The following is a 20412-nucleotide window of genomic DNA, read 5'->3' as shown; positions in this document are numbered from 1 at the left end:
TTTCTTCTATTTTTTTAACTTTTTGCTAGAAATTTTTTATGAAACAGTATACTATTAAAAAAGGAGCCATTTAAACAATAACTATGTCAATTATTATGTTGGTACATAAAAATAAATGGAGAAAAATAAAAAAGGAGAATGAGTATGAAAAAACAATTTGCCCTGTTCTCTACCTTATTACTTTTAGGTTCATCAATGCCAGTAGGTGCATTTGCAGAAGGTAATAACTTGGTAGCTGAAAATAGTTCTGTTGCAGAAACAACCGCAGAAGCAACAACTGCTGAAGCCACTGAAACGACAGCGACTAGTGAAACAACAGAAGCGACAGAAGAAACAACAACTGAAACAGAAAGTTCAACCGAATCAAGTGAATCTGCAACCACGGAGTCCACGGAAACGTCAGGAACCGAAACGACCGATTCCACAACGGATTCTACATCCACAAGTACGACAGAATCGACTACTGACTCCACCTCAACGAGTACAACAGAGTCAACCACAGATTCTACGTCAACAAGTACAACTGAATCAAGTACCACGCCGACGACCACACCAAGTTCTTCTAAAGAACAGCCAAAACCTGGCACGAGTACTTCTGAATCAAAACAGCCGGCGAAACCAGTGACACCAACAGCGCCAGCTGAAAAGCCAGTAGAACAACCAGCAGCGTCAACACCGCAGCCCGAAATAGTCCCACCAGTTACAAATGAAACGATTGGGTTAGTGGAAGACGATGAGACGTTTACGGTCAGCAAAACGAAGAAGACAGAAGAGTTTATTCAAGAAATCGGTGAATCTGCTCGGAAAGTGGCCAAGGACAAAAACTTATATGCTAGTGTGATGATTGCTCAAGCAATTTTAGAAAGTGGCAGCGGCAATAGTAAATTAAGCCAGAAACCAAACTACAATTTGTTTGGTATTAAAGGCGATTACAAAGGTCAATCTGTTTCTTTTATTACCTATGAAGACAATGGTTTCGGTAACCTATACACAGTAGAAGCAAAATTCCGTCAATATCCAACGTATAAAGAATCAATGGAAGATTATGCGAAATTATTGAAAAATGGTTTAGATTCCAATAAAGATTTCTATCATGGTGTCTGGAAAACGGAAGCCAAATCATACAAAGAAGCGACACGTTTCCTAACAGGAAAATACGCAACGGACAAAGATTACCATAAGAAATTAAATGCGTTAATTAAAACATACGATTTAACTTATTATGATAAAGAAAAAGCAACCGTTGAACCAATGGAATCAAATTTCCCAGCCTATAATGGCAAAAACTATGACACCTTTAATAGTTATGCTTGGGGCAACTGTACACAATATGTCTACAACCGTATTACGCAATTAGGTAAACGTGTGGACTTAACAATGGGGAATGGTCAAGATTGGGGCGAAACAGGTCGTGCACGCGGGTACAAAGTAAGTCGTACACCAAAAGCAGGTGCAGCGGTTTCCTTCCCAGCTGGTGTTTTAGGCGCAGACAATACTTATGGTCATGTCGCGTTTGTGGAAAAAGTCTTTAAAGATGGTAGCATCTTAATTTCTGAAATGAACGTGAAGGGATTAAACGTTGTTTCGACACGTACAATCTCAGCTGATGAAACACATTTAATGAACTATATCGTTCCAAAAGATAAATAAAAAAATCAGCTCTTTGTCAATAAGAACGGATGAGTTGGAAAAATCAAAGCTAGCACTGAAGAAGCAATTTTAATTCTTCAGTGCTAGCTTTTTTTGTGGCAAAAGTTCTCTCCAATAAAGTTTAATACATTCAGTTATTGCCAGGCGGGTTCAGGTCGGGATGAGTTAGCAACAGTCGCTGATAGCTATATTTTTTTTAGGTAGAATCATTTACTTTTAGGTTAAAGATGTCTTATAATTGCAAGCGGATACAAAAATAAAAAAGAGGTGGGTAAATGAGTAAAAAAGAAATAAATCAAGTAGTTGCCAGTAGCTATCAATTGTATATTAATGGAGAGTGGACAACAGGTAGTGGTAACAAAATGATTGCTAGTTACAATCCTAGTAATGGCGAAAAATTAGCAGAATTTGTTGATGCCACAAATGCAGATGTAGATCGAGCTGTAGAAGCAGCTCAAGAAGCGTTTCAGACATGGAAAGATGTTGACGTTGTAACAAGAAGCAATCTTTTGTTGAAAATTGCTGATTTGATTGAAGAAAATCAAGAACATTTGGCTATGGTAGAGACTTTAGATAATGGAAAACCGCTTCGGGAAACGCAGTCAATTGATGTCCCTGCCAGTGCAGACCATTTTCGGTATTTTGCTAGTGTGATTCGTGGAGAAGAAGGGTCTGTCAAAGAATTTGATAAGGATACGTTATCCATTGTTGTGAAAGAACCCATTGGTGTTGTGGGTCAAATTATTCCGTGGAATTTCCCCTTATTAATGGGCGCTTGGAAATTAGCGCCAGCGTTGGCAGCAGGTAATACGGTTGTGATTCATCCGTCCTCGAGCACATCATTAAGTCTGTTGGAATTGTTTAAGATTTTTGATCAAGTCTTGCCGAAAGGAGTAGTGAATTTAATCACCGGTCGTGGTTCTGATTCAGGAAATTATATGTTGGCACATCCAGGGTTTGATAAGCTAGCTTTTACAGGTTCAACAGAGGTGGGGTACACTGTCGCTAAAGCGGCGGCCGACCGCCTAATTCCAGCCACTTTAGAACTTGGCGGAAAATCAGCCAACATTATTTTTGAAGATGCCAATTGGGAACGAGCATTAGAAGGTGTGCAGTTAGGGATTTTATTCAATCAAGGGCAAGTTTGTTGTGCTGGGTCTCGTGTGTTCGTTCAGTCAGGTATTTATGATCAATTTGTAGAAGCTTTAAAGGAAAAATTTGAACAAGTGAACGTTGGTTTCCCGTGGGAAAAAGATGTTGAAATGGGCGCTCAGATCAATGAGCATCAATTGGAAGAAATTTTAAAATATGTCGAAATTGGTGTGAAGGAAGGAGCTACACTGATTACTGGTGGGCAACGTTTAACAGAAAATGAGCTAGACAAGGGGGCGTTTTTAGCACCTACGTTATTAGCGAATGGCACGAATACAATGTGCGTGGCCCAAGAAGAAATCTTTGGTCCTGTTGCAACAGTGATTAAATTTGAAACGGAAGAAGAAGTCATTCGTTTAGCTAATGATTCTGAATATGGTCTAGGTGGTGCCGTCTTTTCTCAAGATATCAATGTGGCATTACGGGTTGCTCGTGGTGTACGGACAGGTCGGATGTGGGTCAACACATACAATCAATTGCCTGCGGGCGCGCCATTTGGCGGTTATAAAAAATCAGGAATTGGTCGAGAAACGCATAAATCAATGCTAGATGCTTATACGCAAATGAAAAATATTTATATTGTGACAAAAGAAGAAGCAGATGGACTGTATTAAGTAGTGTAGTGAATTTTAGATAATAAACTTATTTTTGGTTATTGTTATTTTTCGAGCTAAACAAAACAATAATTTTTTTTAAAAGTTGAGTGATGAGTAAAGTAAAACAGATTAAAAGTAAAGCCTGGTACAAAAATCACTTTGGATTTTTGTACCAGGCTTTAAAGCGGAGTAACAATAGTGGTCACTCTTGGTTGTTTTTAATTTTCGACTATTGTAGAAGGAGTTATTTTGCTTCTTCTGCTTCAAATTTAGCAAAAGCTGTTTCAATAACTTCTTTTAATGCAGAAGCAGAAGCTTCCATTTTTTCTTGTTCAGCATCTGTTAATGGAATTTCAATGACTTGTTTAACGCCTTGGCGGTTGATGATCGCTGGTGCACCGATATAAATATCGTTTTGACCATATTCACCTTCTAAATAAACAGATAATGGTAACACAGAGTTTTCATCGTTTAGGATAGCTTTAGTGATACGCGCTAGTGCAACCGCGATTCCATAGAAAGTAGCTCCTTTTTTCTCGATGATTGTGTAAGCAGCGTCGCGTACGTTGAAGAATAAATTAACCATTGCTTCTTCATCGACGTCAGGATTATTTTTCACCCATTCGTAAATTTGTAAGCCAGCGACATTCGCATGTGACCAAACTGGGAATTCTGTATCTCCGTGTTCCCCTAAGATGTAGGCATGGACATTTCGTGCATCAACGTCAACTAATTCGGCAATTGCTTGACGGAAACGAGCAGAATCTAGTGAAGTTCCTGAACCGATTACTCGTTCTTTCGGGAAGCCAGAGAATTTCCAAGTTGAATAAGTCAAAATATCGACTGGGTTTGCGGCAACTAAGAAGATACCGTTGAAACCAGAATCAACAATTGTTGTAACGATTTCTTTATTAATTTTCAAGTTTTTATGAACTAAGTCTAAACGAGTTTCGCCTGGTTTTTGAGGCGCACCAGCTGTTAAGACAACTAAGTCTGCATCATGGCAATCGTCATAAGTAGCTGCATAGATTTTTTTAGGAGAAGTAAATGCTAATGCGTGAGATAAGTCCAACGCGTCTCCTTCAGTTTTTGGTACATTAATATCAATAATCCCAACTTCTTGAGCAATATTCTGAGTTACTAAAGCAAAGGCATAGCTAGAACCTACGGCACCGTCCCCGACTAAAATTACTTTTTGGTGATCTTTATTCCCTGCGGCTGCAGTCATGTGTACCATTCCTTCCTCTACATTCTTTTTCGTGAGCAACGAGTTTTTATTTCCTGTTGCTAAAGTGATAGTAACATGGTTTGTAAAAAATGTCACGAACTTTGATTGTAAAAATGATACAGTTTTCAGACCTGTTTCAAAATGGTAGCTCTTACATGTGCGTAATTTCACTATCTTACGCATATTTAAATTTCTAAAAAATTTTTTTACATCTTTCTTAATCTTCAAAGACTGCGAGTTTTTTTATTTCTATGGTATAATGAATAAAACTGGGTAGCGCATACGCTTCCCAGCCATTTTGTGTTGGCAAGCTTATAATCCAAGGAGAATGAAAGATGAAAGTAATCGTAGGACTGGGAAATCCCGGTAGTAAATACAAAGAAACAAAACACAACATTGGCTTTATTACGCTAGATGAAATTGCGTATCGGCAAAATGTTTCGTTTAATAATAGTAATTTTGAAGCAGATATTGCAGAGTTTTTTATAGGGACTGAGAAAGTATTGTTAGTGAAACCATTAACATTTATGAATGAATCAGGTCGCTCTGTTGGTCCGTTGTTGACCTACTTTGGGGTAGATGAGGAAGACTTGATTGTTATTTATGATGACTTAGACTTAGAGGTCGGTAAAATTCGTTTACGGCAAAAAGGTAGTGCTGGCGGCCACAATGGGATAAAAAGTCTGATTGCCCATTTAGGAACTAATGTCTTTCCTAGAATTAAAATTGGCATTGGTCGGCCCTCAAAAAATGATACAGTTATCCACCATGTACTAAGTACTTTTCCTAAAGAAACACACGAAGAGATGTTACTTGCTGTAAAAAAAGCAGCCGATGCCGCCTTATATGCATGCGAAGGACATACGTTTGTTGAAACAATGAATCAATTTAATGGAAAATAGCAGAAAGGAGGGCCCTTGTTTGAATATTATCGAACGAATTAGCCAAACAGAAATTGCTAAATCATGGCGCAGTCAACTAATGACAACAGGAACACGCCAACTAATTACTGGGTTATCAGGCTCTGCTAAAACATTACTGATGGCAGGCGCTTTACAAAAGACGCATCAAAAAATTGTTATTGCGGTCCCAAACCTATACTATGCCAATCAATTAGTAGATGATTTTTTAAATATTTTACCTTCAGAACAAGTTCATCTATTTCCAGTAGATGAAGTGTTATCCGCCGAAATGGCCTTTTCTTCACCAGAAGCGCGCGCAGATCGAGTGAGTGCGTTAAATTTCCTGATGACAGCGAATGCAGGAATCGTGGTCGTGCCAGTAGCTGGACTACGAAAATATTTGCCAACGAAAGAAACGTGGCAAAATGCGCAACTTCATTGGGAAATCGGGACAGAAGTAGAACCTGAAATCCTCGCGCAACGCTTAGTGTTAATGGGCTATGAACGCCAATCAATGGTCGGGAAGCCCGGCGAATTTAGTATTCGCGGAAGCATTGTTGATGTCTATCCTCTAAATGCTGAATACCCTGTTCGGGTGGAACTGTTTGATGTTGAAATCGACTCAATCCGTTATTTTGAAGCGGATACTCAACGCTCATTAGAAAATCTTGAAGAAGTAACGATTTCACCAATGACTGATTTAGTGTTCTCAAAGGCAGATATGAATCATGGCATGATGAGGTTACAAGATGCTCTAGAAAAACGTTTAGCGACAGCTAAAGATCAAACGGAGACCGATTTTTTAGAAGAATATTTTGGTCAGTTGCTGTCTTCTTGGGAACAAGGGATTCCTACAGAAAATGCTCACTATTATACAGATTTTCTGTACCAACAAAAAACTACGCTGTTAGATTATTTACCAGAAAATAGTTTGCTTTTTGTGGATGATTATTCTCGTATGATGGAAACGGAGCGAGAAATCGCTAGAGAGGAAGCGGAATGGCAAACCCTGAAAATTGAAGAAATGCGCGTGTTTTCTGAACAAACTTTTGGCGTAGACTTTCATGATCAATTGCGAAAAACCGCACGAAATACGACCTTCTTTTCACTTTTTCAAAAAGGAATGGGGAATCTTCGTTTCCAAGAAGTCCATAATTTCCAATATCGTTCAATGCAACAATTCTTCGGTCAAATGCCGTTGCTAAAAGCGGAAGTGGACCGTTGGCAAAAGCAAAACCAAACGGTCGTTGTTTTTGTTCCTACGAAAGAACGGATTCAAAAAGTCGAAGAGCTATTTCAGGACTTTGACATACCTAGCGTAGTAAGCAATTGGGATCAGTTGTTAGATGGGCATGTCCAAATTGTCCAAGGGGCATTACAAACAGGGTTTGAATTACCTAAAAACAAGCTCGTGGCGATTACGGAAAAAGAAATTTTTCATACAACGACCAAAAAACGGGCACGTCGTCAAACAATCTCTAATGCGGAACGTTTGAAAAGTTATAGCGACTTAAAAACGGGCGATTATGTCGTTCATGCGAATCACGGGATTGGTAAATATATTGGTATGGAAACCTTAGAAGTTGATGGGGTCCATCAAGATTACATGACTATCTTGTACCAAAATGATGACAAGTTATTTATTCCAGTCACACAATTGAACTTGATTCAAAAGTTCGTTGCTTCCGAGTCTAAAACGCCGAAAATTAACAAGCTAGGCGGCAGTGAATGGACGAAAACTAAACGAAAAGTTGCTTCGAAAATTGAAGATATCGCGGATGATTTAATCTTACTTTATGCGACAAGAGAGTCGGAAAAAGGCTATGCTTTTCCGCCAGATGATGCGTATCAAAAAGAATTTGAAGAGGCTTTTCCGTATTCTGAAACAGATGATCAATTACGTAGTGCTGCCGAAATTAAACACGACATGGAAAAATCTCGACCAATGGATCGTTTGTTAGTTGGCGATGTAGGGTTTGGTAAAACAGAAGTGGCTTTACGAGCGGCTTTCAAAGCTGTTAGCAACAATAAACAGGTTGCCTTTTTAGTGCCAACAACTATTTTAGCGCAACAACATTACGAAACGATTCAAGAGCGGTTTGAGGGCTTTCCTGTAGAAATTGGTTTATTAAGTCGTTTCCGCACGAAAAAACAGCAAAATGAAACAATTGAAAAAATTAAACATGGCCAAGTAGATATTGTGATTGGTACCCATCGTTTATTGTCGCAAGATATTAATTTTAGTGATTTAGGCTTGTTGATTATTGATGAGGAACAACGGTTTGGAGTGAAACATAAAGAACGACTAAAACAATTGCGTTCACAAGTGGATGTCTTGACGTTAACAGCAACGCCAATCCCAAGGACCCTTCATATGTCGATGTTAGGTGTCCGTGATTTATCCGTCATCGAAACCCCACCAGAGAATCGTTATCCGATCCAAACGTATGTCATGGAAAATAATCCTGGGGCGATTCGGGAAGCGATTGAGCGAGAAATGGCCCGAGATGGTCAAGTCTTTTATTTATACAATCGAGTAGATACGATTGAACGAAAAGTTGAAGAGTTACAAGCACTAGTTCCAGATGCACGAATTGCGTATGCACATGGTCAAATGACAGAAGTACAGCTCGAGAATACTTTGTTTGATTTTATTGAAGGACAATATGATATATTAGTCACTACAACAATTATTGAAACAGGAGTAGATATTCCTAATGCTAATACCTTGTTTGTAGAAAATGCGGACTACATGGGCTTATCTACGTTGTATCAATTACGTGGTCGTGTGGGGCGTAGCAATCGAGTGGCCTATGCTTATTTTATGTACGAACAGCAAAAAATCCTAAACGAAGTTAGTGAGAAACGTTTAGAAGCAATTAAAGACTTTACGGAATTAGGTTCTGGGTTCAAAATTGCGATGCGTGACCTTTCCATTCGAGGGGCCGGAAACCTTCTTGGTGCCCAACAACATGGCTTCATTGATTCGGTTGGGTTTGATATGTACTCACAGATGTTATCTGAGGCAGTTGCTCGTAAACAAGGAAAAAATATCCAAGACCAAAAAACGTCTGTTGAGATTGATTTGGGCATTGATGCTTATATTCCAGGAACGTACATTACAGACGAACGACAAAAAATTGAAATTTATAAACGGATTCGTCAATTAGAAAATATGGATATGTACGAAGAATTAGAAGCGGACTTGTTAGACCGCTTTGGAGAGTATCCTGACGAAGTGGCGCATTTATTAACCACTGGCCGTATCAAAATGGATGGCGACCGTGCCTTGTTAGAAAGTATTCGTAAACGCGACCAAAAAGTCAAGTTTGTGTTAAGTAAAATTGGCACAAAAACATACTCTGTGGAGCAGTTGTTTGAAGCGTTATCGGCAACCAGCTTAAAAGCGGATCTAGCAGTTGAGAAAGAACAAATGACTATTTCCTTGAAGTTGCCGAAAGATTGTAAAGAAGCTGTTTGGATTCAAGAAATTGCTGCTTTTACAACCGCATTGCGACAAGAAAAATACAAACATTCGCAAGAAACGGATTCCCTTTAAAAGGAGGCCTAGAAGATGGCACAAAAAGAAATGCAGCGAATGATGCAAGGTGCCGTTGTGTTAACCATTGCTTCCTTCATTGCAAAAGTGTTGAGTGCGTTTTATCGCGTTCCTTTTCAGAACTTTGTAGGGGATGAAGGATTTTACGTGTATCAGCAAGTTTATCCAATCTATGGGATTGCGATGACATTAGCATTGTCAGGCTTACCGCAATTTATTTCCAAAATTGTTGCTGAACAACCAGATATTCGGAGTCAAAAACAAGTGTTGCGCCAACTATATCCCTATGTGTTATGGTTAGCGATTGCTTGTTGGGCCTTCTTTTTCTTTGGTAGTCAAGAAATTGCTATTAGTATGGGGGATGCTGCACTCCAACCATTAATGGAAGTTGTTTCCTTTACCTTTTTACTCGTTCCAATTCTTTCCTTCTATCGTGGAAATTTTCAAGGGCATTTGTTGATGGTGCCTAGTGGTATTTCACAGGTGATGGAACAGTTTGTGCGTGTCGGGGTTATTCTAGTAGCTGCGTTGTCCTATCATTACTTTGGTGGCTCCATTTACCAAACGGGGACGGTGGCCATGAGTGGTGCGTTGGCTGGCGGTATCTTAGCGGTACTTGTCTTATGGTACTACAATCGAAAAATTCTTAGTGGAAGTACGGAATACTTGCATCAATGGAAGATTATGCCTCAAACCACAGGACTATTTAAACGTTTAATGATTGAAGGTGGTTTGGTCTCTTTATATAGTGCTTTTCTGATTCTATTTCAATTAATTGATTCCTTTAAAGTAAAAAATGCCCTCATGCTTTTCGGGCTCTCTGATTTAGCTGCGAAAGTGGACAAAGGGGTCTATGATAGAGGACAACCACTAGTTCAATTAGGTTTGGTAATTGCTTTAGCTTTAAGCTCAACCTTTTTACCAGGTTTGACAAAATATTTTATGAAAAAAGACCGTCAACAATTTTTACAAGTTGCAAAAATCTTTTTGCGTCTTACCACAACCTTGGCATCGGCGGCTTCGATTGGTCTGATGATGTTATTGCCATACATGAACTTTACGCTTTTTAAAGATTATAAAGGCAACGATGTTTTAGGGGTGTATGTTTTATCCATCGCTTTTATGGCCATTATTCAGGCCTACCAAAGTATTGAACAAAGTCGCAATCGTTTTAAAGGTCCTTTAGTGGCAGCTGGTGTGGGCTTATTAGTGAAATTACTGACAACGGGCTTTTTCACCATTCGTTGGGGAACATTAGGTGCTAGTTGGTCTACTATTCTTGGGTTACTAGCGACGCTATTCGTTTTAGTCCGACAATCGGATGCAGCGATTAATTGTTTTGTTCGAGAACGAAGCTTTTTGAAAAAATTGTTGCTTAGTTTAGCAATCATGATGCTGTCATTACTGGTCTATCAAGGAATTATCTCCATCTTGTTCCAAGGTGTGCATCACCGAAGTCAAGCGTTTTTCGTTACAGTTATAGGTGTTGCAGTGGGCGGTACAGTTTTTATTAGCACCATCATTAAGTTAGAATTATTTACGATACGTGAATGGTTAAGTTTACCGTATGGCGCAAAAATTTTACGGATGAGACAAAAAAAATAAAAGAGGTGAATGTGATGCGGTTAGATAAATTTTTAAAAGTTTCTCGCATTATTAAAAGAAGAACAGTTGCCAAAGAAGTCGCTGATAAAGGTCGGATTCAAATCAACGGAGTCTTAGCCAAATCTTCTAGTACTGTGAAGATTGGTGACCTTGTCAAAATTCAATTTGGGAACAGAATTTTAGAAGTAGAAGTCCTGCAACTAAATGACTCTACGAAAAAAGAAGATGCCACAAAAATGTATGAGATAAAATCAGAAACACGCGTCTCTGAAGAATAAGCAGGTGAGGATGGAGCGCTTGGCAAGTTCATTGAAAAGATGAATATTCCAAGCGCTTCATCCTTTCAGCTTTTTAATGAAACAGACGCGCCGCTTTTGAAAAAAATTAATAAATCAACCGCTGTTATTTCAAAAGCAAAGAATATTTTAGAAAAAAGCTTGATTTTCTTTAACTTCTCTGAAATTAACATTAGACAAGGTTCTTAGATGTTGGTATAATAAAACGGACAATCCAAAGCGAGTGGAGCGAGACGATGGGAAAGAATGAAAAAAACTCGAAGAAAGTTGCGGCATTGGAAAATGACTACACGAAAGAACAGTATGTCGAATTCCAAAAACAACAGAAACAATTGATTTTTAGACGCAGACGCTTGGCAGCGATTTTTCTCGTGGCCTTCATTATTTTTGCCTTTTCTGGCATCCAATTGATGAAAGATTATCATCGCTTAGGTGCTTTCAAACAAGAACGAGCAGATGCAATTGCTGAATCTGTAGCAGTTGATAAGAAGGTCAAGGATCTAAAAAAAGACGTTGCTTTGTTAAAAGATGATGATTATGTGGCAAAATTAGCACGTAGCCGTTTCCTTCTCTCAAAAGAAGGCGAACAGATTTATCCCACACCAGAACAAATGAAAAAAACACAGACTTCTGGAGCGGAAGAAAGCAAGAGCAGTTCAGAAAAAAATAGTCAATCACAGTCTTCAACTGAAACAACTAAGTCTTCAGCTGAATAAACTGCAATTATAATTAGGGAAAAAATAGGAGGAACAATTTTTTTATGTCAATCGAAGTAGGAGCTAAATTGCCAGGAAAAGTGTCAGGGATTACTAACTTTGGTGCATTTATTGATTTAGGAGAAGGAAAAACTGGGTTAGTACACATCAGTGAAGTGTCTAATGGATTCGTTAAAGATATTCATGATGTATTAACAGTAGGTGACGAAGTAACAGTGAAAGTAACCTCAGTTGGTGACGACGGCAAAATTGGCTTATCGATCCGTAAAGCGCAAGAGCCAGCAGAAGGGCAACAACCAAAACGTGAATTTCAACGTCGTGAAAACAATTATGAGAATCGTGACCGTAATCCACGCGGAGGGGGCAAAAAGCCTTTCAATAAACCACAAGCAAATAACAATAACAATAAACAAGATTTTGACTCATTGATGAGCTCTTTCTTGAAAGATAGTGATGACCGTTTATCTTCATTAAAACGTAATACTGAAGGCAAACGTGGCGGACGTGGCGGACGTCGCGGCTAAGCACAAACAAATAGGGGGACTGGGGATAACGAATGGGTTATTTCTCGGTTCCTCTTTTATTCTAAGGAAGAAAGAAGGGCGAACAATGTTTTGGCAGTTTTATAAACGAGGAAAAGAACAAGGATTTTGGCAACCGCATCAAACAATCGTGGTCGCCGTTTCTGGTGGTGTAGACTCCATGGCCCTTTTGACGTTAATGGAACAGGTGGCAGAAAAAGAACAATTACAATTGGTTGTTGCACATGTCAATCATCAATTGCGAGAAGCGTCGGCACAGGAAGCGCAATATCTCGCTACCTATTGTCAGCAGCGAGAGCTAACGTATTATGAAACACGTTGGGAAGACCCTGAAAAGCAACGAAATTTAGAAGCAAAAGCGCGCACATTTCGTTATGAATTTTTTAAAGAAGTCATGGAAATTGAAGGCGCGGCGGTCTTAATGACGGCACATCATCTAGACGATCAAGCGGAAACGATTTTAATGAAGCTGATTCGAGGAACTAATTTTTCCCATTCCGCAGGCATTAAAGAGAGACGTCCTTTTGCGACAGGGGAATTGATTCGTCCGTTACTCATTTATCCAAAAGAAGAATTGTATCAATTTGCACAGCGCCAAGCATTCGTTTATTTTGAGGACGAAACGAACCAAACCAATGAATATTTGAGAAATCGACTCCGTAATCAGGTTTTGCCGCTATTAAAGCAGGAAAATCCGCAATTCTTAGATCAGATTGCTTCTTTTAGTAATGAACAACGTTTTGCCCAAGAATTTATTCAAGAACAAATTGAGCCTCAATTATCTGAAGCCGTAGAACCGACCAAACAAGGCTGGCGCATTCCTTTGAAGAGATTATTAAAAGAAACGCCTGCGTACCAGCACTTCTTTTTAACCGCGTTTTTCCAAAAAACATTAGTGCCATTAGGGGTTTCGTTAAACCAACGCCAGATGACACAAATTTTAAAAGTTTTGAATGATGAACGCCAACCGCAAGGCTCGGTTATGTTAGAACAGCAATGGCAGCTAGCTAAAAGTTACGATTGGCTGTGCTTAGAACAAAAACAGGTTGCACTGCGAGAAGAAGTTACACATTTATTAGTACCTGGCGCGGGGATTTATTTATCGGAAACCGAGTGGCTAGGATTAATTGCGACAGACAAACCGTTTCCTCTTCCTGAAGAGATTAATCAATGGACGGGTCAGTTGTTAGCAATCCCGTTGACAACAGCCACACCTTTGACCGTTCGTCATCGCCAAAGTGGTGATCGGATTACATTAAAACCAGGGTTTACGAAAAAATTAAGCAGAGTTTTTATTGATCAAAAAGTGCCAAATGAAGCGAGAGAGAGTGCTTGGGTCATTACGGATGAGCAAGAGGAAATCATTTGGGTACCAAAATTTGCAAATTCCTATTTGAGTATTCCTTTAGAAACTGATAAAATACACTACAGACTCCTTTTTAAGACAAAGGAGTAATGCTGAAAGGAGCGCACTATGATAGAAAAAGATATTGAGAAAGTCCTAATCTCCAAAGAAGAAATTCTTGCGAAGTCTGCAGAGCTTGGCAAGCAACTGACAGAAGAATATCAAGGGAAAAATCCTTTAGTGGTCGGTATTTTAAAAGGTGCAGTACCATTTATGGCTGATTTGACTCGTGAAATCAATACTTATTTAGAATTGGACTTTATGGATGTATCTAGCTACGGCAACGCGACAGTTTCTTCAGGCGAAGTAAAAATTGTCAAAGACTTGGACACAAATGTCGAAGGTAGACATATTTTAATCGTAGAAGATATCATCGATAGTGGTCGTACATTAGCGTATTTAGTAGATTTGTTTAGATACCGTAAAGCTGCATCTGTGAAAATTGTTACCTTATTAGATAAACCAGAAGGCCGTGTAGTAGACATTAAAGCTGACTACGTAGGGTTTGATGTGCCCAATGAGTTTGTGGTCGGTTACGGATTAGACTATGCAGAAACGTACCGCAACTTGCCTTATATTGGCGTTTTAAAACCTGAAGTTTACGAATCAAATTAATATCTATCAAGGAATTAATTGTGTTACAATGTAAAGGTCAGGATTGATAAAAGAATAACATGAATTGTAATGATGAGCATAAGGAGGACAGGCATGAACAAAAAGAATAATGGCATGAAAAATGGTTTATACTACGTCTTAGTAGTACTTGCCATGGTCATGGTTGTCTATTTCATTTTTGGAAATAACAACCAACAATCGCCAGACATCGATTACTCAACCTTCCAACAACAATTGGAAGACGGAAAAGTCAAAGACATGACCATTCAACCAACCAATGGGGTTTACCGGATTGAAGGTCAGTATAAAGAAAAACAAGAAGTGAAAGACACAGGTGGTCTGTCATTGTGGGGCTCAACGCAAGCGTCGTCAAAAGGCTTCACAACAACCGTTTTACCTAGTGATACAACCTTAGCTGGCATTCAAGATGCGGCACAAAATAACAAGGTGAAGCTAGTTGTCAAAGAACAATCAACAAGTGGTGCTTGGTTGTCACTGTTGTTTAGTTTCTTACCATTAGTGATTATTTTCTTCTTCTTCTACATGATGATGAGCCAACAAGGCGGTGGCGGTGGCGGCGGTGGCCGTGTGATGAACTTCGGTAAATCAAAAGCCAAAGAAGCCGATAAAAAAGCTAACCGTGTCCGCTTCTCAGATGTAGCTGGTGCGGAAGAAGAAAAACAAGAATTAGTTGAAGTAGTGGAATTCTTAAAAGATCCACGTCGTTTCGCTGAATTAGGCGCACGGATTCCTGCGGGCGTACTATTAGAAGGACCTCCAGGGACTGGTAAAACGTTACTTGCTAAAGCCGTAGCAGGTGAAGCAGGTGTGCCATTTTACTCAATCTCAGGTTCAGATTTCGTTGAAATGTTTGTCGGGGTCGGTGCTAGCCGTGTCCGGGATTTATTTGAAACAGCGAAGAAAAACGCACCTGCGATTATCTTTATCGATGAAATCGATGCAGTTGGTCGTCAACGTGGTGCTGGTATGGGTGGCGGACACGACGAACGTGAACAAACCCTTAACCAATTATTAGTTGAGATGGATGGTTTTGATGGCAATGAAGGAGTTATCGTAATTGCTGCAACGAACCGTTCAGACGTGTTAGACCCAGCGTTGTTACGTCCAGGTCGTTTTGACCGCCAAATCTTGGTAGGACGTCCAGATGTCAAAGGTCGTGAAGCGATTTTACGTGTTCATGCGAAAAACAAACCGTTAGCTGATGACGTTGATTTGAAAGTTGTTGCACAACAAACACCAGGTTTTGCTGGTGCTGATTTAGAAAATGTCTTAAACGAAGCAGCCTTAGTTGCCGCTCGTCGTAACAAGAAAAAAATTGATGCTTCTGATGTGGATGAAGCCGAAGACCGCGTAATTGCTGGTCCAGCTAAAAAAGATCGCGTGATTAATAAAAAAGAACGCGAAATGGTGGCTTACCATGAAGCAGGACACACAATTGTTGGTTTAGTCTTAAGCCGTGCCCGTGTTGTCCATAAAGTAACAATTATCCCTCGTGGTCGCGCAGGCGGTTATATGATTGCTTTACCAAAAGAAGATCAATTCTTAATGACTAAAGAAGATATGTTTGAACAAATCGTTGGCTTACTTGGTGGACGTACAGCAGAAGAAATTATCTTTGGCGTTCAATCAACAGGGGCTTCAAATGACTTTGAACAAGCAACAGGGATTGCCCGTAGCATGGTAACGGAATATGGAATGAGCGACAAATTAGGACCTGTTCAATATGAAGGAAACCATCAAGTCTTTGTCGGTCGTGATTATGGTCAAACAAAAGCTTACTCAGAACAAGTGGCGTTTGAAATCGATCAGGAAGTTCGTCGTATCTTAATGGATGCTCATACAAAAGCGCATGAAATTATCGAAGCGCACCGTGAACAACATAAACTAATCGCTGAAAAACTATTAGAATATGAAACATTAGATGCAAAAGCAATCAAATCATTATTTGAAACAGGTAAAATGCCTGAAGGTGCTGACAGCGACTATCCTAGTGAAAAAGAAGCGCAAACATTCGAAGAAGCAAAACGTGCTTTAGAAGAAAAAGAAGCGCAAAAACAAGTTGAAGAAAAACAAGACTTTGAAGAAGCGAAAAAAGAATTACATGATGAAGCAGAAGAAGTCAAAGTAGAAAGCGAACAAACAGAAAAAGAAGTCCAATCTGAAGAGAAAAAAGATTCAGATTCCAATTCTGAATATGATCGCAATAACTACGAAGATCGTTATAAATAACCAATTAGTAGAAGGTGCAGTATTTGTCGAGATGACGAATACTGCACCTTCTATAATATTAAGATATTCTATAGAAGGAAGATTATTTGGTTGAAAAAACACCTGATTCCTAGTATTATCTGACTAATGGACAAAAAAGCACCAAGAGAAGAGGAAAAAGAATGGAAGATTATTTAGTAAAAGCCCTTTGTTATAAAGGTTCAATACGAGCATATGCCATCAGTGCCACTGAAACTGTTAGTGAAGCGCAAAGAAGACATGATACATGGAGTTCTTCTACCGCAGCGTTAGGACGCACATTGATTGGAGCCCTTTTACTAGGAGCGACTTTAAAAGGTGACGATAAATTAACTGTAAAAGTACAAGGAAATGGCCCAGCTGGCGCTATTATTGTCGATAGTAATGGCCGTGGAGAAACAAAAGGCTACATTAAAAATCCACATGTCAGCTTAAAGTTGAATGCAACAGGTAAAATTGATGTACGTGGCGCTGTCGGTAACGAAGGAATTTTCACAGTCATTAAAGATTTAGGATTAAAAGAAACCTTTTCTGGACAAACACCTATTGTTTCTGGTGAAATCGGTGAAGACTTTACATATTTTATGGCGGTCTCTGAACAAGTTCCTTCAGCTATCGGTTTAGGTGTATTGGTGGACACGGATGAATCTGTGAAAGCAGCCGGTGGTTTTATGATTCAAGTAATGCCAGGTGCCGATGAAAGTACCATTGATTTTATTGAACAGCATCTAGCGGAAGTGCCCCCAATTTCACAATTACTAGAAAATGGAGAAACACCTGAACAAGTCTTGTATCGCTTATTGGGAGAAGACGAAGTAGAAATTTTAGAAAAAATGCCTGTACAATTTAAATGTGACTGTTCCAAAGAAAAATTTGCGACCGCTTTGATTGCCGTTGGGATCGATGAATTAAATGCGATGATTGATGAAGATCATGGAGCAGAAGCAGTTTGTCAATTCTGTAACAATAAATATCACTATAGTGAAGAAGAATTAATTGAACTTCGCGATGAAGCGATTCGCAATACGAAACAAAAGTAGGAGGAAAGACTATGTGGAAAATTGGAGACGTTGAAATCCCCAACCGTGTTGTCGTAGCTCCGATGGCGGGTATTAGCAACGCCGCTTTTCGTGTGACTGTAAAAGAATTTGGCGCAGGATTAGTCGTTTGTGAAATGATTAGTGACAAAGGAATTAAATTAAGAAACAAAAAAACCTTAGAAATGCTATATATTGATGAGCGAGAATATCCTTTAAGTGTACAAATTTTTGGTGGAGATAAAGAAACATTAGTGGAAGCTGCTAAGTTTGTGGAAGAAAATACGCAAGCGGCGATTATTGATATTAACATGGGTTGTCCTGTCAATAAAATAATTAAAGCTGAAGCTGGTGCGAAATGGTTGCTGGATCCGAATAAAGTGCATGAGATGGTTCACGCAGTCTCTTCGGCAGTTTCTTTGCCTGTCACTGTAAAAATGCGAACAGGCTGGGATGAAGATCATCTATATGCTGTAGACAACGCTTTGGCTGCCGAACAAGCAGGGGCTTCGGCCATTGCTATGCATGGTCGGACACGTGTCCAAATGTATGAAGGGACAGCCAACTGGGACGTTTTAAAGGAAGTGAAAAAGCATTTAACCATTCCTTTTATGGGAAATGGCGATGTCAAAACGCCTGAAGATGCTAAACGCATGTTAGAATATGTTGGAGCGGATGGTGTGATGATTGGTCGAGCTGCTTTGGGCAATCCTTGGATGATTCAACGGACGAAAGAATACTTGGAAACGGGCGAATTGATGCCTGAGCCTTTACCAGCTGAAAAAATTAACATTGCAAAAGTTCATTTACAACGATTAGTGGATTTAAAAGGTGAAAAAATTGCGGTCCGTGAGTTTCGCCAACATGCTTCTTACTATCTAAAAGGAATCTCGCGAGCAGCTAAAGTGAAAGTTGCGATTAACCAAGTTGAAACACAGCAAGCAGTTGTCGATTTACTTGATGCCTTTGTAGAGAAGATTTCCAAAGTTGCTGTAACTACTATAGAAGAATAAAAAATTCAAGCCGAAAGTAAAATTCGGCTTGCTTTTTTTCGAATTACTGTGGCATTATTAGGATAGGTTAAAATCAAGAATGGAGGAACAACAGTGGCAGAAGAACAACAAGCGCATTTAGAGGATTTAAATGATCAAATGCTCGTGCGCCGCGAAAAAATGGAAGCTTTACGTGAAGAAGGGATTGATCCTTTCGGTAAACGTTTCGATCGCACTCATAATTCAGCAGAACTTCATGAACAATATGATAATCATACAAAAGAAGAACTTAGTGAAATGAATACAGAAGTCAGCGTTGCTGGACGTATGATGACAAAACGTGGTAAAGGAAAAGCTGGTTTCGCCCATTTGCAAGACCGTGAAGGCCAAATTCAAATTTATGTTCGGAAGGACCAAGTTGGAGACGAAGCCTATGAACTATTTAAACATGCTGACTTAGGCGACTTCTTTGGTGTGACAGGTCAAGTAATGAAAACCAATACGGGGGAAGTTACTGTTAAAGCTCAAACAATTACGTTATTAACTAAAGCTTTGCGTCCATTGCCAGATAAATACCATGGATTAACGAATGTGGAACAACGCTATCGTCAACGCTATTTGGATTTAATCAGTAACAAAGAAAGCTTTGATCGTTTCATGAAACGCAGTCAAATTATTAGCGAAATCCGTCGTTATCTAGATGGCAATGGCTATGTCGAAGTAGAAACGCCTGTCTTGCATAACGAAGCAGGAGGAGCTGCTGCTCGTCCATTTATCACACACCATAATGCATTAGATATGGACTTATACTTACGCATTGCCCTAGAGTTACATTTAAAACGTTTAATTGTCGGTGGCATGGAAAAAGTCTATGAAATTGGTCGTGTCTTCCGTAATGAAGGAATCGATACCACTCATAACCCAGAATTTACAATGCTAGAAGCTTATACTGCTTATACTGATTATCAAGATGTGATGGATTTAACAGAGGGAATTATTCGTAATGCTGCGGAAAAAGTCTTAGGAACTACTGATATCACGTACGATGGTCAAGCTGTTGACTTAGGAAGTCCTTTCAAACGTCTACACATGGTAGATGCGGTCAAAGAGCAAACGGGCGTAGATTTTTGGCAAGAGATGACGATAGAAGAAGCCCGTGCGTTAGCTAAAGAACATAATGTTGAAATTACAGATGCCATGACAGTCGGTCATATCATTAATGAATTTTTCGAAACATTTGTAGAAGATACATTGCAACAACCAACATTTATTTATGGTCACCCAGTAGCTGTTTCACCATTAGCGAAGAAAAATCCAGAAGATGGTCGTTTCACTGACCGCTTTGAACTATTTATTATTGGAAAAGAGTTTGCTAATGCATTTACAGAATTAAATGATCCAATTGACCAACGTGAACGTTTTGAAGAACAAGAAAAAGAACGGGAACAAGGAAATGATGAAGCACACGGAGTAGATGAAGATTTCATCGAAGCCTTAGAATATGGCTTACCACCAACCGGAGGATTAGGTATTGGGATTGATCGACTAGTTATGTTATTAACCGATGCACAATCAATTCGTGATGTATTATTATTCCCAACAATGAGATAAAAAAAGATGCCTTAAGGGCATCTTTTTTTTGTATTCGCAAAAAATTAAATAAAAAAAGAATAGAAAAACAATTGAAACCAATTCTTTTTTTCTAAAAAAATCGAAGATGGGTAATAAAAAGAATGGGTAATCTGATAAAAAAACGAACTTTATCTAATCGGATAAGAAAGAATAATCGGTATTGAAAAAAAGTTTAAAAAAAGTGAAAATAATGATTGACCAATGCTTGAAATCTTGG

Annotated in this window: 15 protein-coding genes; 14 read left to right on the top strand and 1 reads right to left on the bottom strand. The window is 39.1% G+C overall.

Annotation, left to right across the window (positions count from 1 at the left end; translation table 11 throughout):
* Nucleotides 1-138: 138 nt before the first annotated feature.
* Both AB3I34_RS09115 and AB3I34_RS09110 read left to right on the top strand, forming a co-directional pair.
* On the top strand, nucleotides 139-1650 hold the full coding sequence (locus AB3I34_RS09115; RefSeq protein WP_025189284.1) for a glucosaminidase domain-containing protein: 1512 nt from the start codon (nucleotides 139-141) through the stop codon (nucleotides 1648-1650).
* Between the two features lie 275 nt (nucleotides 1651-1925).
* On the top strand, nucleotides 1926-3416 hold the full coding sequence (locus tag AB3I34_RS09110) for an aldehyde dehydrogenase family protein (protein WP_010711911.1): 1491 nt from the start codon (nucleotides 1926-1928) through the stop codon (nucleotides 3414-3416).
* A 226-nt stretch (nucleotides 3417-3642) separates the two neighbouring features.
* Here AB3I34_RS09110 and AB3I34_RS09105 read toward each other — a convergent pair whose 3' ends face one another.
* Nucleotides 3643-4626 (bottom strand): L-lactate dehydrogenase, encoded by a 984-nt coding sequence (locus AB3I34_RS09105; RefSeq protein WP_002356251.1) that lies wholly within the window; start codon nucleotides 4624-4626, stop codon nucleotides 3643-3645.
* A 335-nt stretch (nucleotides 4627-4961) separates the two neighbouring features.
* Between AB3I34_RS09105 and pth the strand changes: the two genes are divergently transcribed.
* From pth to lysS, 12 genes are all read left to right on the top strand, one after another.
* A complete protein-coding gene (pth, locus tag AB3I34_RS09100; RefSeq protein WP_002361556.1) occupies nucleotides 4962-5528 on the top strand; it encodes an aminoacyl-tRNA hydrolase in 567 nt (188 codons plus the stop codon).
* Nucleotides 5529-5607: 79 nt separating this feature from the next.
* Nucleotides 5608-9087, top strand: coding sequence for a transcription-repair coupling factor (mfd, locus tag AB3I34_RS09095; RefSeq protein ID WP_242620597.1), 3480 nt, complete (start codon nucleotides 5608-5610; stop codon nucleotides 9085-9087).
* Between the two features lie 15 nt (nucleotides 9088-9102).
* Nucleotides 9103-10692, top strand: coding sequence for a polysaccharide biosynthesis protein (locus tag AB3I34_RS09090; RefSeq protein ID WP_010711912.1), 1590 nt, complete (start codon nucleotides 9103-9105; stop codon nucleotides 10690-10692).
* A 14-nt stretch (nucleotides 10693-10706) separates the two neighbouring features.
* Nucleotides 10707-10970: an RNA-binding S4 domain-containing protein gene (locus AB3I34_RS09085; protein WP_002356255.1), complete on the top strand. Its 264-nt coding sequence runs from the start codon at nucleotides 10707-10709 to the stop codon at nucleotides 10968-10970.
* Between the two features lie 254 nt (nucleotides 10971-11224).
* A complete protein-coding gene (locus AB3I34_RS09080) occupies nucleotides 11225-11704 on the top strand; it encodes a septum formation initiator family protein (protein WP_002356257.1) in 480 nt (159 codons plus the stop codon).
* 44 nt (nucleotides 11705-11748) lie between these two features.
* Nucleotides 11749-12228 carry a S1 domain-containing RNA-binding protein gene (locus AB3I34_RS09075; protein WP_010711913.1) on the top strand — a complete coding sequence of 160 codons (480 nt, stop codon included), beginning with the start codon at nucleotides 11749-11751 and terminating at the stop codon, nucleotides 12226-12228.
* Between the two features lie 85 nt (nucleotides 12229-12313).
* Nucleotides 12314-13702, top strand: coding sequence for a tRNA lysidine(34) synthetase TilS (gene tilS, locus AB3I34_RS09070; RefSeq protein WP_002367649.1), 1389 nt, complete (start codon nucleotides 12314-12316; stop codon nucleotides 13700-13702).
* Between the two features lie 18 nt (nucleotides 13703-13720).
* Complete coding sequence (gene hpt / locus AB3I34_RS09065) at nucleotides 13721-14266, top strand: hypoxanthine phosphoribosyltransferase (RefSeq protein WP_002356260.1); 546 nt, start codon at nucleotides 13721-13723, stop codon at nucleotides 14264-14266.
* A gap of 93 nt (nucleotides 14267-14359) precedes the next feature.
* The gene (ftsH, locus tag AB3I34_RS09060; protein WP_002363441.1) at nucleotides 14360-16516 is read left to right on the top strand and encodes an ATP-dependent zinc metalloprotease FtsH; all 2157 of its coding nucleotides are present in this window, start codon (nucleotides 14360-14362) and stop codon (nucleotides 16514-16516) included.
* Between the two features lie 161 nt (nucleotides 16517-16677).
* Nucleotides 16678-17574 (top strand): Hsp33 family molecular chaperone HslO, encoded by an 897-nt coding sequence (gene hslO, locus AB3I34_RS09055; RefSeq protein WP_010711914.1) that lies wholly within the window; start codon nucleotides 16678-16680, stop codon nucleotides 17572-17574.
* An 11-nt stretch (nucleotides 17575-17585) separates the two neighbouring features.
* Nucleotides 17586-18584, top strand: coding sequence for a tRNA dihydrouridine synthase DusB (dusB, locus tag AB3I34_RS09050; protein ID WP_002386333.1), 999 nt, complete (start codon nucleotides 17586-17588; stop codon nucleotides 18582-18584).
* A gap of 93 nt (nucleotides 18585-18677) precedes the next feature.
* Entirely contained in the window at nucleotides 18678-20174 is a 1497-nt protein-coding gene (lysS, locus tag AB3I34_RS09045) for a lysine--tRNA ligase (RefSeq protein ID WP_002359372.1), read from the top strand.
* Nucleotides 20175-20412 lie beyond the last annotated feature (238 nt).

The organism is Enterococcus sp. C102(2024) (genome assembly GCF_040888205.1).
GTDB lineage: Bacteria > Bacillota > Bacilli > Lactobacillales > Enterococcaceae > Enterococcus > Enterococcus faecalis.
The sequence above is the reverse complement of the archived record's forward strand: the minus strand, read 5'-3'. Positions and strand labels throughout refer to the sequence as shown.